The 13,537-nt window shown below is 66.3% G+C and carries 14 protein-coding genes; 8 read left to right on the top strand and 6 right to left on the bottom strand.

Annotated elements, in window-relative coordinates; all coding sequences use genetic code 11:
- Positions 1-252 precede the first annotated feature (252 nt).
- Positions 253-945: a pentapeptide repeat-containing protein gene (locus tag HWX25_RS27025; protein ID WP_175911494.1), complete on the bottom strand. Its 693-nt coding sequence runs from the start codon at positions 943-945 to the stop codon at positions 253-255.
- Positions 946-1,029: 84 nt separating this feature from the next.
- The gene (locus tag HWX25_RS27020) at positions 1,030-1,668 is read right to left on the bottom strand and encodes a TetR/AcrR family transcriptional regulator (protein ID WP_175911492.1); all 639 of its coding nucleotides are present in this window, start codon (positions 1,666-1,668) and stop codon (positions 1,030-1,032) included.
- Positions 1,669-1,941: 273 nt separating this feature from the next.
- On the opposite strand from HWX25_RS27020, the gene HWX25_RS27015 reads away from it, so the two are divergent.
- On the top strand, positions 1,942-3,129 hold the full coding sequence (locus HWX25_RS27015; protein ID WP_175911490.1) for a beta-propeller fold lactonase family protein: 1,188 nt from the start codon (positions 1,942-1,944) through the stop codon (positions 3,127-3,129).
- 50 nt (positions 3,130-3,179) lie between these two features.
- Here the strand turns inward: HWX25_RS27015 and HWX25_RS33800 are convergent, their stop codons facing one another.
- Complete coding sequence (locus HWX25_RS33800) at positions 3,180-3,314, bottom strand: hypothetical protein (protein ID WP_006750603.1); 135 nt, start codon at positions 3,312-3,314, stop codon at positions 3,180-3,182.
- Positions 3,315-3,714: 400 nt separating this feature from the next.
- Between HWX25_RS33800 and HWX25_RS27010 the strand changes: the two genes are divergently transcribed.
- From HWX25_RS27010 to ampC, 3 genes are all read left to right on the top strand, one after another.
- Positions 3,715-4,131: a hypothetical protein gene (locus HWX25_RS27010; protein WP_175911488.1), complete on the top strand. Its 417-nt coding sequence runs from the start codon at positions 3,715-3,717 to the stop codon at positions 4,129-4,131.
- A gap of 102 nt (positions 4,132-4,233) precedes the next feature.
- On the top strand, positions 4,234-5,046 hold the full coding sequence (locus HWX25_RS27005; protein ID WP_175911486.1) for an alpha/beta hydrolase: 813 nt from the start codon (positions 4,234-4,236) through the stop codon (positions 5,044-5,046).
- A 185-nt stretch (positions 5,047-5,231) separates the two neighbouring features.
- Positions 5,232-6,401 carry a class C beta-lactamase gene (ampC, locus tag HWX25_RS27000; RefSeq protein WP_175911484.1) on the top strand — a complete coding sequence of 390 codons (1,170 nt, stop codon included), beginning with the start codon at positions 5,232-5,234 and terminating at the stop codon, positions 6,399-6,401.
- Positions 6,402-6,575: 174 nt separating this feature from the next.
- Here the strand turns inward: ampC and shc are convergent, their stop codons facing one another.
- Entirely contained in the window at positions 6,576-8,621 is a 2,046-nt protein-coding gene (shc, locus tag HWX25_RS26995) for a squalene--hopene cyclase (RefSeq protein WP_175911482.1), read from the bottom strand.
- 52 nt (positions 8,622-8,673) lie between these two features.
- Here shc and HWX25_RS26990 point away from each other — a divergent pair, with 52 nt between their 5' ends.
- Complete coding sequence (locus tag HWX25_RS26990) at positions 8,674-9,378, top strand: TetR/AcrR family transcriptional regulator (RefSeq protein WP_175911480.1); 705 nt, start codon at positions 8,674-8,676, stop codon at positions 9,376-9,378.
- A 44-nt stretch (positions 9,379-9,422) separates the two neighbouring features.
- Here the strand turns inward: HWX25_RS26990 and HWX25_RS26985 are convergent, their stop codons facing one another.
- Positions 9,423-9,836 (bottom strand): hypothetical protein, encoded by a 414-nt coding sequence (locus HWX25_RS26985; protein WP_175911478.1) that lies wholly within the window; start codon positions 9,834-9,836, stop codon positions 9,423-9,425.
- A gap of 57 nt (positions 9,837-9,893) precedes the next feature.
- Here HWX25_RS26985 and HWX25_RS26980 point away from each other — a divergent pair, with 57 nt between their 5' ends.
- Complete coding sequence (locus HWX25_RS26980; RefSeq protein ID WP_059820801.1) at positions 9,894-10,148, top strand: hypothetical protein; 255 nt, start codon at positions 9,894-9,896, stop codon at positions 10,146-10,148.
- Between the two features lie 144 nt (positions 10,149-10,292).
- Positions 10,293-11,465 (top strand): 4-hydroxybenzoate 3-monooxygenase, encoded by a 1,173-nt coding sequence (locus tag HWX25_RS26975; RefSeq protein WP_175911476.1) that lies wholly within the window; start codon positions 10,293-10,295, stop codon positions 11,463-11,465.
- 84 nt (positions 11,466-11,549) lie between these two features.
- Here HWX25_RS26975 and HWX25_RS26970 read toward each other — a convergent pair whose 3' ends face one another.
- Positions 11,550-12,449, bottom strand: coding sequence for a helix-turn-helix domain-containing protein (locus HWX25_RS26970; RefSeq protein ID WP_059820799.1), 900 nt, complete (start codon positions 12,447-12,449; stop codon positions 11,550-11,552).
- Between the two features lie 186 nt (positions 12,450-12,635).
- Here HWX25_RS26970 and HWX25_RS26965 point away from each other — a divergent pair, with 186 nt between their 5' ends.
- The gene (locus tag HWX25_RS26965; protein WP_175911543.1) at positions 12,636-13,469 is read left to right on the top strand and encodes an SDR family oxidoreductase; all 834 of its coding nucleotides are present in this window, start codon (positions 12,636-12,638) and stop codon (positions 13,467-13,469) included.
- The last annotated feature ends 68 nt before the right edge of the window (positions 13,470-13,537 follow it).

Here is a 13,537-nt window from a genome sequence, read left to right as displayed (position 1 = left end):
GAAACATGACGTTCCTGTGAATCATCAGGTAAATCGCTGTAAGGATGTCTCAGGATTTTCCCTAGTGATTTGAATTCCGTTGGGTTCAGTGGGCGAATGTGAGCGCGCGGGGCGTGCGTGGTGCGCGCCGCTCGGAATGCCGCCGAAGTGACGAAAATATTCGACAGATCGCCGGCGACATTTGCAACATGCGCGGTTCGCGCGCGAAGTCGCGGATATCGGCCGCGATGCGAAGCAATGCGCGTGCAGTCGTCAGGTGACCCGGATTCCCAGATTCTCGATCAGCATCGCGGCCTGGTCATACGAGATGGTCGCGCCGCGCAGCACGCCCGACGCGAGTAGCTTCGGCGTGCCGCCGAGTTCCACGTCGCGCAGGTCGGCTCCATCGAACCGGACGTCGTTCAGATGCGCGTTGCTCAGGCTGCCGCCTTCGAACACGGCGTCGCGAAAGTCGGTGCCGGCGAGATCGGCATCCGAGAAATCGAGCGCCACGAGCCGCGTCTTTCGGAACGAGAAACGGCGCAGACTCGCGCCGACCAGCAGTGTGTTCGAGAACTCGATGCCGAGTGACTTGCATTCCTCGAAGTCCGCACCGGTGAGCCTGCATTCGTCGAAGCGTGCGGAGCTCAGCTTGCTGCGGCGCCAGCTCGTGTTGTTGAGATCGCAGGACTGAAACTGCGCGTCCTCCAGGTCGGCCGACGCGAAGCTCGTCTGGCGCGCGCGGCAGCGAATCCACGCGGTCTGCGCGAGTGTCGCGCCGACGAACGACGCTTCCGCGAGCGCGCAGCGCTCGAATCGCACGCCGCGCAAATCGAGCCGCGAAAGGTCCGCGCCTTCAAGGTCGCAGTCTTCGAGACGAATCGGCGCGGGCGAGCCTTCGACGAGAAGCAGCAAGTCGGCGCGATCGAGCGTTCGGCCGGAGACGGAAACTCCGCAGGTCGTCATGAGGGAATCCAGTGTGAGTTGAAAGGTTCGTGGCCGGTATCGGATGGCATCGGCCGGGTTGCGCGACATCGCGCGCGTTGCCGTTCAGCGCGCCGCCTTCATCCTGGCGGCGACCGGCTTGCCGGTCGGTACGGGCCGGAACGTCCACAGGATGCGCATCTGCGCGCGCATCGCCTGCTCGTCCGCCGGAATCAGGCAGTATGCGAGCCCGATGCGGCTGATCAGCGCGATGATGTCGTCAAGTGCGGGCACCTGCGCGCCATGCAGGGCGACGTATTCGCGGTACGGCCGTTCCAGCACGCGTTGCCACATTGGCGCGACGTTCTCGACGATGTAGCCGAACACCTCCGTGGAGACGCTCGTCGCGAGATAGTTGTGGTGAAAACCGCCGTGATGACGATCGCGGTAGCGCACCGCGAAGCACATGCTTTCCTCGCAATAGGCCTCGAAGTCGTGCTCGAAGCCGGTGAGCGCACGCTGCATCTCGTCGAAGAACGCGGCATTCTCGACGCCAATCACGCCCTGGATCAGTTCCTTCTTCGTGCCGAAATAGCGGTACAGCGTGCGTCGAGAAATGTTCGCGCGACGCGCGACGTCGTCGATCGACAGACGGTCGATCCCGTGCTCGATCATCGTATCGAGCGTCGCGCGCAGGATGGCATTTCGCCCGTCGTTGACGCTGTCCCTCCTGCTGGCGTCGCCCCAGCGCAGTTGCCGATCCATGCGTTTCCTCGATGCCGTGAGTGTCGTGAGTCGCGCGACGTGTGCCGGTGTGCCGACCGAATGCGCCGGTTCGGAATTCTCGCACACGTTGTCACAAATTGATTGATATGTGACATAGCGCGGGACGCATCAACCCGCCCTGCATGTTCTCGAGCGGCGGGCACGAGACGCCGGATTCGAGGGCTTTCATGCATCATGCGGTTGCATCGACCCGTCGAGCAGCAGGGTCGTGCGAGTCATTGCGTCCGCAACCAATCCGGAGAACCGACCGCCATGCATTCGAATCCCTTTCGCCTTCGTCGCGCCCGCCTGCTCGCCGCGCTGACGCTCGTCACCACTGCCGTCGCCGCGCATGCGGCCGACTGGATCGTGTCCGGCAACGACGGCAAGTACCAGCGCGTCGAAGGGCGCGACACCTATCTCGCGTCGCCGCCCGCCGACACGCTGACGCTGCTCGACGCGAGTGTGGTTCCGCCGAAGGTCGTGCTGCAGGTCGATGTCGAGAACGGCATCCAGGGGCCGCCGCAGGCCGTCGCGATCGCGCCCGGCGCGAAGCTCGCGCTGGTCGGCGCGCCGACGCGCTATGACCAGAACGCGAAGCAGCTCGTGTACGACACGTTCCTGCAGGTCGTGAACCTTGATGCGTCGCCGCCGGCGATCACGCGTATCGAACTCGGCACGCACCCGCAGGGGATCGCGATCGACCGGTCGGGCCGGCTTGCGCTGGTGGCGAACGTCGACGGCAGCGTGTCGATCCTGCGAATCGACGGGACGCAGGTGACGCTCGACGGCAACCTGAGGATCGGCAAGAAGCGGCTCGCGGGGATCAGCTTCACGCACGACGGCAAGCATGCGCTCGTGTCGCTGCGCGACGAGCAGGGTGTCGCGGTGCTGAACGTCGACGACGGCAAGGTGACCGACAGCGGCACGCGGCTGAGCACGGGCGTTGCGCCCTATACGATCGACGTGTCGAGCGACAATCGCTGGGCCGTCGTCAGCAACGTCGGGCTCGCGGGGCTGCCGGGCTACACGGGCACGCTCGCGGGCGATGCCGATTCGGTCGCGCTGATCGACGTGTCGCGCACGCCGTTCCGCACGGTCCAGTACCTGACGGTACCGTCGCTGCCGGAAGGCGTTGCGATCTCGCCGAACGGGAAGTGGATCGCCGTGCAGGCGATGGACGGCTCGAACCTGACCGCCGACAACCCGGGTCGCCACAAGCTCGGCAGGGTGGTGCTGTTCGAGATACGCGACGGCCGTGCGGTGCAGACGAGCGACGTGCCGGGCGGCGAAGCCGCGCAGGGCATCGTGTTTACGGCCGATAGCCGGCACGTGATGGTGCAGTTCAACGTCGAGCGCCAGCTCGCGCTGTATGTGGTCGAGGGCGGCAAGCTGCGCGATACGGGCAAGCGCATTGCGCTGTCGGGCGGGCCGTCGTCGTTGAGGACGTTGCCGCGGTGATGTGTTGAAGCGTTGACGGGCTGATCGTGTTCGCGCCGCGCCGACCGGCGTTACGGACGCAGCAGGTCGAATCCGCCGAACACGACCACGCCGCTGAGCGCAATCATCGCGACCGAATGCTGGCCGAAATAGAGAATCGCGGCCGCGAGCCACGTGGTCAGGCAGAAGGCGCCGATGCGGGCCATCGTAAGTTCCTCGAAATGCGTGATGAAGGGTGTGCGTGCCGGAGTCGGCGCGTCGTCATGTCGATGCGGGCGCGGGGCTCGCGCACCGACGGCGCCGGACGGCATCGCGTATCGGGCCCGATCGGGCGGGCGCCGACGCGGATAGCCCGCGCGGCCTTGCCGGAAGCAGCCGGTATGCCGCGGCAGCAGGCCAGCGGGCGATTTTACCAGCGTCGACGGTCGCCTAATCTGGCCCCTTCGCGACAATCGACGGTGCGCGTACGGCAGCCACGGCGCAGGTGCCGTTTCAACGCACTTCGGAGGGCGGGGCTAAAGTTTTGTCCGACGAATGCCGTAAACGAGTTGCAAGGTATCCCTTGTTCAACCGACCCGAGTCGCACACTCATTACGGACCGACACGATGCAGATCGATCTTTCTTCCGCCGCGCAGACTTCGCTCACCACCGGTCAGACGGCCACCGGTGCCGCGTCGACGGCGACGTCCACCGCGTCGTCGCCGACGGGCAGTGCGGCGCCGGCCGACAGCGCGGGGCAGACGCCGGGCGCGTCGGAATCCTCGTTCGAGGATCCCGCGGTCAAGCAGCTGAAGCAACTCATCGAGCGCTTGCAGAAACAGCTCGCGCAAGTGCAGCAGCAAATGGCGGCCGCCGCGCAGCGCGCGAAGAACGATCCGGCCGCGGCGATCGAGCAGCAGACGCTGAGCGCGGAAGCCAGCACAATCTCCGCCGCGCTGTCGACGGCGATCGCGCAGCTTGCGCAGGCGATCCAGAAGTCTGGCGGCTCGACCTCAGGCGGGCTGGTGTCGACGCAGGCCTGACGGCACGGCGCCGCACCGTCGCGCAGTGCGCGGACGCATCGCGGCACGCCACCCCGCGCATTACAATCGCAAGCTCGTCTCCCTCGAAAGGACGGCAGAACGATGAATGCGGAATTCACCGACGACGATCTCATCCGCTTCGACGCGCAAGGCGGCACGCCGCTGCCGGCGGCCGACAACGAGGGATGGCTGGACCACGACGGCGCGCGCATCTGGCACGCGTCGTTCGGTGATGGGCCGCCGGTCGTGCTGCTGCACGGCGGTCTCGGCCACGCCGGCAACTGGGGCGGCCAGGTGCCGGCGCTGCTCGCTGCCGGCTACCGCGCGATCGTGATCGACAGCCGCGGCCATGGCCGCAGCACACGCGACGATCGCCGGTATTCCTACGAACGCATGGCCTCCGACGTGCTCGCGGTGCTCGATGCGCTGCACATCGGGCGCGCGCGCTGCGTCGGCTGGAGCGACGGTGTGTGCGTGTCGCTCGTGCTGGCTGCCCGCGCGCCGGAGCGTGTGGTGGGCGTGTTCTTCTTCGCGTGCAACATGGATCCGGGCGGCACGAAGGAGATGGTGCCGAGCCTGCTGATCGACCGCTGCTTCGCGCGGCACCGCAAGGACTACGCGCGGTTGTCCGCGACGCCGGGCGAGTTCGATGCGTTCGTCGCGGCCGTCAGCGAAATGATGCGCACGCAACCGGATTACAGCGCGGCCGACCTCGCGGCGATCACCGTGCCGGTCGCGATCGTGCAGGGCGAGCACGACGAATTCATCCGCCCCGACCATGCAGCGTATCTCGCACACACGATTCCGGGCGCGACGCTGACGATCCTGCCAGGCGTGAGCCACTTCGCGCCGCTGCAACGGCCGGCGCGCTTCAACGCCGCGATGCTGGCGTTTCTCGACCGGTTGCCGGACTGACGTCCGTATGGCCGGTTCGCGGGCCGCATAAGTTTTTCTTTAGGCTCGCGCAAAATTTCATCGATTGTTGGCAAGCGGCCGGCGGCGGATAGTCCTGCTCGACAGATCGGCTACCGCAGTCCTCACGCGGCGCGGCCGGACCTGTTGTTCACGCAACCATCACAAAAATCGAAGGAACCGCAATCATGCGATTCAACGCGATCCGCATTGCCGCGACCCTGTTCGTCGCCGCGTGCGCCGCCGCCATGGCCGGCCGCTCGGCCGCCGCCACGCAGGACGAAATTCACGACACCGTGACCCGCCACGTCGCGCCGCTGATGAAGCAGTTCGCCATTCCCGGCATGGCGATCGGCGTCGTCGCCGACGGCAAGCCTTATGTGTTCGACTACGGCGTGATGTCGACGCAAACCGGCAAGCCGGTGACCGGCGATACGCTGTTCGAGATCGGCTCCGTCAGCAAGACGCTGACCGCGACGCTCGCGGCCGACGCACAGGAAGGCGGCGAACTGTCGCTCACGGACCCCGCCGGCAAGTACCTTCCCGCGCTGCAGGGCAAGCCGTTCGGTGTCGTCACGCTGCTCAATCTCGGCACGCATACGCCCGGCGGAATGCCGCTGCAGGTGCCGGACAGCATCCGCGACGATGCGGACCTGATGCGCTATCTCGACGCATGGCGGCCTGCGTACGCGCCGGGAACGCGTCGCACGTATTCGAACGTCGCGATCGGGATGCTCGGTTTTCTCACCGCGAAGGCGATGCACGAAGACTTCGCGGTGCTGATGGAACAGCGGCTGTTCCCCGCGCTCGGGATGACGCATACCTACATCGACGTGCCCGCCGCGCGCCAGGCCGACTATGCGCAGGGTTATACGCAGGACGGCAAGCCGATCCGGATGACGGGCGGCATGCTGTGGCAGCCGGCGTACGGCGTCAGGACGACGGCGGCCGACCTGCTGCGCTTCGTGCAGGCGAACATGGGGCTCGTCGAAACGTCGCCGCGGCTGCAGCGCGCGCTCGAACGCACGCATACCGGCTATTTCCGTGCGGGCCCGTTCACGCAGGACCTGATCTGGGAACAGTATCCGTATCCGGTCGCGTTGCCGACGCTGCTCGCGGGGAATGCGCCGCCGATGCTCCACAACGCGACGCCCGCGACCAAAATCGAGCCGCCGCTCAAGCCGCGCCCGGACACGTGGATCAACAAGACGGGGTCGACCAACGGCTTCAGCACGTATGTCGCCTTCGTTCCCGCGAAGCGGATCGCGATCGTGATGCTCGCGAACCGCAGCTTCCCGATCGAGGATCGCGTGAAGACCGCGTACCGGATCGTCGAGTCGCTGCAGGGCAAGCCGTAACCTGCGTCGTGCCGGCCTGCGTGGAATTGCCGACGATCGGCGTGCAGTGTCCGAGAGCGATCCGCGCGACGAGCGAGCGGGAAGGGTGGCGGATCGAAGTGTGATCGCGCCGGACGCCGTGACGCGCACCGGCGCGTTGCCGCCCGAGCCTGGGCTCGGGCATGACGCACATGCTCAGGCGAGCGCGGTGTCGGTGGTGTGCGAGGTCGCCACGCCGGACCCGCTGGAAGAAGACGCACCGGCCAGACGCCGATAGCGCGCGAGCGCCCACAGCGGGAAGTACGCGGTGTAACCGTGATACTTCAGGTAAAAGATGCGCGGAAAGCCCGGCGCATTGTGCGATCGGTGCCACCAGAAGCCGTCGTCCTGCTGCACCGATTGCAGATACGCGATGCCGCGTTTCACCGAGTCGGATTCGCAATCGCCGAACGCCATCTGCGCGAGCAGCGCCCACGCGGTGAAGTTCGACGCGCTTTCGCTTGCGTTGGTGCCGGCGAGCGCCGGGTCGATGTAGCTGTCGTTCGTTTCACCCCAGCCGCCGTCAGCGTGCTGACGCGCACGCAGCCACGCGAGCGCACGGGCGATGTACGGCTGCGACGGGTCTTCGCCTGCGAGCGCCAGCCCGGCCAGCACGCTCCACGTGCCGTAGATGTAGTTCGTGCCCCAGCGGCCCCACCAGCTGCCGTCGGGTTGCTGCGTGCGCTTCACGTAGTCGATCGCGCGCGCGAGCGACGCGCGGTCATCCGCGCGCTTCGTGACGCCGAAGCACAGCAGCACGCGGCCCGACACGTCCTCGGTCGGTGGATCGAGCAGCGCGCCGTGATCGGCGAACGGGATCGCATTCAGGTACATGCGGTCGCAATCGGCGTCGAAGGCCGCGAAGCCGCCGTTGCGCGATTGCAGGCCACGCATCCAGTCGAGCGCGCGCGCGACGCGTGCCGCATACGGGTGCGAGCCGTCCGCGTTGCGATGCGTGCGGCCGCGACGGTCGAGCATCGCGGTGACGACCGCGGTGTCGTCGATGTCAGGGTAGTACGGGTTCGCGTACTGGAACGCCCAGCCGCCCGGTTGCGTGTCGGCGGGCGCGTTCTCGACCCAGTCGCCGCGCAGGTCGTTCACCTGACGCTCGGCGAGCCAGTCGTACGCGCGCGTGATGCGCGCGTCGAGTTCGTCCAGTGCACTCGCGGGTGCGCCGGCTTCCGGCGCGGCCACGCCGCGTGCCTGTTCGAGCGCCATCGTGCTCCACGCGGTGTCCCATACCGGCGACAGGCACGGCTGGCAGTAGACGCTGCCGTCGGGCCGCGTGACCAGCAGCTTCTCGAGTGCGTTCTGGCAGTCACGGCGCAACGGATGATCGTCAGGATAGCCAAGTACGTCCATCATCTGGTAGCTGTAAACGATCGGCGGAAAGATTCCGCCGAGGCCGTCGTCGCCGTTCATGCGCTCCGCGCACCATGCTTCCGCATGCCGGATCGCGTGCTGCCGCAGGCGTTTTGGCAGCAGCGGCTCGACGTGGCGCACCACGCGGTCGAGCGCGAGGAACGCGCGGCGCATCCCGCGCGCGGGCGGGAAGTACTGGCGTTCCTGGTCGGGCGGCGTGACGAACAGCTCGGGAATCGCGATGTTGCGCGGGTTGCGCGCACGCGCCTTCAGCGAGCACAGCACGAGCAACGGCACCATCGTCGTGCGCGCCCAGTACGCGACCTTGTACATCGAGATCGGCACCCACTTCGGGAACAGCACGAATTCGATCGGCATGAATGGCGCCGCGCGCCATGGCACCTGGCCGAACGTCGCGAGCAGGATGCGCGTGAACACGTTCGCGCGTGCGGCGCCGCCGAGCTTCAGGATCGCGTCGCGCGCGCGGACCATGTGCGGTGCATGCTCGCTGTCGCCGGCGGCCTTCAGCGCGAAGTACGCCTTCACGCTGCACGACACATCCGGATCGCCGTCGACGTACAGGTCCCACCCGCCGTGCGTGTCGAGCCGCTGGATCGCGCGCAGGTAGCGCGCCATCTGCGCCTGGCGCGCGTCGTCGATCTTGTCCACGAAATGCATCATCAGGATGTATTCCGCGGTGATCGTCGCGTCGGACTCGAGTTCGAAACACCAGCTGCCGTCAGGCTGCTGAAGACGCATCAGCGCGTCGCGTCCGCGGGCGATCGCGGCGTCGAGCGCGGACCAGTGGGAGGGGGCGGGTTTGTTCATGCGGCGGATCATACCATCCAGCTGGAATGTTTATATCGAGACCACGGGTGCTAACATCGCCCCCATGAAAAAACGCCCAGAATCCGCTTCGCGCGACATCTCCACGCCTGTCGACACGGCAGGGCCGGCAGGCGCACCGGAAGCACACGAAGCCGCGCCCGCCGCCGGCGTGCGGCGAAAAAAAGCGCCGGAGCAGGTGCGCGCGCAACTGCTGGAAGCCGCATCCGAGATCGCGACACATCAGGGTGTGGCCGCGTTGACGCTCGACGCGGTCGCCGAACGCGCGGGCGTGACGAAAGGCGCGCTGCAGTATCACTTCGCGAACAAGCAGGGCTTGCTCGATGCGCTGTTCGGGCAGGCGACCGAGCGCTTCGCATCGCAGATGGCCGCGCACCGGGCGGCCGATGCGCATGACAATGGCGCGGCGGCGCGCGCGTATCTGCATGCGGTGCTCGACACCGCGCAGCCGGCCGCGAGCACCGACGTGCTGCGCGTGCTGGTCGCGTCGATGATTACCGAGCAGGAGACACGTGCACGCTGGTCGGTGCCGATGCGTGAGTGGACGCGCCCGGACCCGGTGCCGCTCGAGCAGGCGGCGATGCTGATGATCTGCCGGCTCGCGGCCGACGGGCTGTGGATTTCCGAGCTGCTCGACAGCGTGGAGATTTCGGCCGAGTTGCGCGCGGAGATCGTTCGGCAACTGGACCGGATGAGTGCGGGCGAACCGCCTGCGGGCAAGAGCAAAGGCTTGCGCGGCCGGCGCGGCTGAGCGGGTTCGGTCGCCTTACAGCGCGCCGGGACCGGCGCGCCTTCTCACAACCGTTCTTGCGACGGCGCCTTGATCTTGCTGCGCATGGTGCCGATCCGCACGCCGTGCATGCGGCTGTCGATGTCGGTCGTGACGGCCATTTCCGCACGCGTGAGCGTGCCTCGGACATCCCCATTTTCTGATTGCCGCAGGCGCCGCATCGCACGGATGCGGTGCGATCGATTCCAGCAGGCATCCTCAATATTGAGGATGTCGCGGCGAGGCGCAGCATCTACGATCGTCAACGAAGGATCGGGGTGCGGGTGCATCCGACGCGGCACGGCGGCGACGTTTCGAAGGCTGCGCGGCAATGATCCGATGATAAGAACCAAATCATTGCGCTGATCGGCGGTGTTCTGACACAGAGCGTGCGTACCGTGACGAGAAGCGAGTACGACGTGTCCCGCGAAAACGACCATGCGGCGATGCGGCGATGACGACAGGCCAGGGCTGTGTTGCGGGGGAATATCGATCAAATGCTGACGAGAGACTATGTGGAGCGCGAGCTGTCTCATATCGAGAGAATGGTCGCGTTGCTGGAAAGCGATGCCGAAAGCGGCGATGCGGCGATGCCGTGCGCGATGCGCGTGAGTCGTCCGAGTTACTGGCGCGGGCGGATCGAAGCGCTGCTGGCGATTCCCGGCATGCCGCGCCGCGTGACGGAACTCGGCAATGGCCTGCTCGCGAAGATCGACGGGATGGAGTCTCGGCTGACGACGGTAAAACCCTGACCGGGTAGCCGCATACCACGCATGGCGTGAAGCGTACTCGGCCTTTATCCGTTATCGAGATAGTTCATATTCCGGATATCGCGTTGCGGGATAGCACGCGCCGCCGCCAAACTTGCGCAAAATCAATCCTACCCGGAGACATTCATGCGTACGCAAGTCGGCATCATCGGCGCGGGGCCCGCGGGCCTGCTCCTTTCCCATCTTCTTCATCTGCGCGGCATCGAGTCGGTCGTCCTGGAGTCGCGCAGTCGCGAACAGATCGAGTCCACGATTCGCGCCGGCGTGCTCGAACAGGGCACGATGGACGTGCAGACTGAAGCCGGTGTCGGCGACCGGATGAAAGCGGAAGGCGCGCTGCATCACGGCTTCGAACTCGCGTTCGAAGGCAAGCGCCGCCGCATCGATCTCACCGAACTGACCGGCAAGGCGATTACCGTCTATGCGCAGCACGAGGTGCTCAAGGATCTCGTGGCCGCGCGTGTCGCGGCCGGCGGTGCGCTGTATTTCAACGTATCCGGGACGACGATTTCCGGCATCGAGACCGACGCGCCGTCGATCCGCTTCGTGCACGACGGTGTCGAACAGACGCTCGACTGCGATTTCGTGATCGGCTGCGACGGCTCGCAGGGTGTGTCGCGCACGATGATCCCCGCCGCATTGCGGCAGGACTACGAACGGGTCTTTCCGTTCGGCTGGTTCGGCATTCTCGTCGAAGCGCCGCCGTCGTCGGACGAACTGATCTATGCGCGCCACGAACGCGGTTTCGCGCTCGTCAGCACGCGTTCGCCGAACGTGCAGCGCATGTATTTCCAGTGCGACCCGAAGGATTCGGTCGACAACTGGTCCGACGATCGTATCTGGGCGGAGATGCATGCGCGCGTCGATTCCGCCGACGGCCAGCGGGTCGTGGAAGGCCGGATCTTCCAGAAGAACATCGTCGGCATGCGCAGCTTCGTGTCGACGACGATGCAGCATGGGCGACTGTTCCTCGCCGGCGATGCCGCGCATATCGTGCCGCCGACCGGCGCGAAGGGCCTCAACCTCGCGGTGTCGGACGTGCGCATCCTGACGGCCGCGTTGCAGGCGTTCTATGACGAAGACCGCACCGACCTGCTCGATGCATACAGCGAAACCGCGCTGCGCCGGATCTGGCGCGCCGAACACTTCTCGTACTGGATGACGCGCATGATGCATCGTCTCGACGACGCATCGCCGTTCGAGCAGCGTTTGCAGGTCGCGGAGCTCGAGCACGTGACGACGTCGCGCTCGGCGGCGATGGCGATGGCGGAAAACTACGTCGGCGCCGTCGCGGTCTGACGGGCCGCCAGATCTGGCGGGTCGGCTTTTCCGGTCGCGACACCTCGGTGTCGCGACCGGCTCCGCCGTCCGGATCGGGCCGGTTCAAGACTGGCCGGGCATCAGGTCGCGATGGGCCGATTCCCTGAATTCGCCCGGCGTCTGACCGGTCTGCTTGCGGAAATAGCGGCTGAAGTACGCGCTGTCCGCAAAGCCCATCTCGTGCGCGATCTGCTTCACGCTCAGATTCGAATAAACCAGATCGCGCTGCGCTTCGCGGATCAGATGCGCGTTGACGACCGCCGTCGTCGAAATCCCCAGCTCCTCGCGGCAGACGCGCGCAAGCTGCGCGGCCGTCACGCCGAGCCGCTCCGCATAGAATTCCACCGGCCGATGCTCGCGGAAGTGTGTGTCGATCAGCTCGCGAAAACGTCGCAGCAACGTCCCGCGCCGGTCGACGCCCGCATGCGACGGCGCTGCCGCGAGATCGCTCAAGCGCGCGACATGCACGACCAGCGCGACCAGCAGCGCCATCCCGGCCGCGCCGCGGCCGCGTGACGTGCTGCGGAATTCCTGTTCGAGCAACGCGAACAAAGGCATCAGCATCGACACGCTCGCGTCCGGCCCCTTGACCGGAATCACGGCCGCTCGTTGCAGAATCGACAGCGCGCCCGGCGCGACCGTCTTGACCAGTTTTTCCAGCGCGTGCTGCACGACCGTGATCACGAGGCCGTCGATTTGCGGCGAGAACTCGAACGCATGGACCGTCTGCGCGGGCAGCAGCACGAGGCACGGCGGCGCGAACGTGTGCTTCCCGCTCTCGATCACGACATGCCCGTGCCCGCCGCGGATGTACAAAATCTGCAATAGCGCATCGTGGCGGTGCGCGGCGATACGCCAGTCGTTCGGCTGGCTGCGCTCCGGTATCCATTCGAAGTTGAACGCGTCGTACCAAGGCGGGCGCGCCGATTCGCCATACAGATCGTAGTTAGGGATTCTCCTCATGCCGCGCGGCCTCCTGTGTACAAATTGTCCTGTTGCTTGCGGCGTTTGTCCAATTTTCGCGCGATGCGCGCTTCTATACTTTTCTCATCGACGTAGCGCTCGCAACTGACGCATCGCGCGACGTTCGGGCAGCGTATGCCGGTTCGATCCGGACATTTCAAGCCTATTTAAAGAGGAAACCTAATGATATCGCAAGCAGACAACCGGAAGGCGGACTGGCTGCATCTCGACGGAAAAGTGTGTGTCGTGACGGGGGCGGCGGGCGGCATCGGCACGTCGATTGTCGAAGTGCTCGTGGCGGCCGGTGCGCGAGTCGCACTGCTCGATCGCGACGCGGACAGGACCATTGCCGTCGCGGAGCGGCTGCGCACGGCAGGCGGCGATGTCGTTGCGATCGGATGCGACATCGGCGACGCGGCGAGCGTGACCCAGGCCGCGGAACGCGTCGAGCGCGATCTCGGTCCCGCCGACGTACTCGTGAACAATGCCGGCCTGTTGCGTGCCGGCGGCATCGAGACCATCAGCCTGGACGCATGGAACGCGATGCTGCAGGTCAATCTCACCGGCTACATGCTTTGCTCGCAGGCGTTCGGCCGCGCGATGCTGGCGCGCGGCTCGGGCTCGCTGGTGCATGTCGCGTCGATCGCGGCGCGCTACCCGCAGACGCATAGCGGTGCGTACAGCGCGAGCAAGGCGGCGGTCGCGATGCTCGCGCGGCAACTGGCGGCGGAGTGGGGGCCGCGCGGCATTCGAAGCAATACGGTGTGTCCGGGGATGATCCGCACGCCGCTGTCCGAATCGTTCTATCAGAGCGGGGACATCGAGGCGCGCCGCAGTGCGATGACCGCGAGCCGGCGCATCGGCCGACCCGACGACATCGCGAACGTCGTCGCGTTTCTCGCGAGTCCGCGCGCCGCGTATGTGAACGGAGCGGAACTGGTGGTCGACGGCGGTCTCGATGCGATGCTGATGGATCTCGTTCCGCGGCCGGGCTATGAGGCCGGTGCCGGCGCAAGGTAGTTCAACGACATTGCCGCGCGTGATGCAGACATGCCGTGTTCAGCGGTGTGGCGGCGCGGCTGTTCCAT

Origin of the sequence: Burkholderia sp. BCC1640 (genome assembly GCF_902833125.1) — a bacterium.
Classification (GTDB): Bacteria; Pseudomonadota; Gammaproteobacteria; order Burkholderiales; family Burkholderiaceae; genus Burkholderia; species Burkholderia diffusa.
This window is presented reverse-complemented; position numbering and strand designations above follow the sequence as displayed.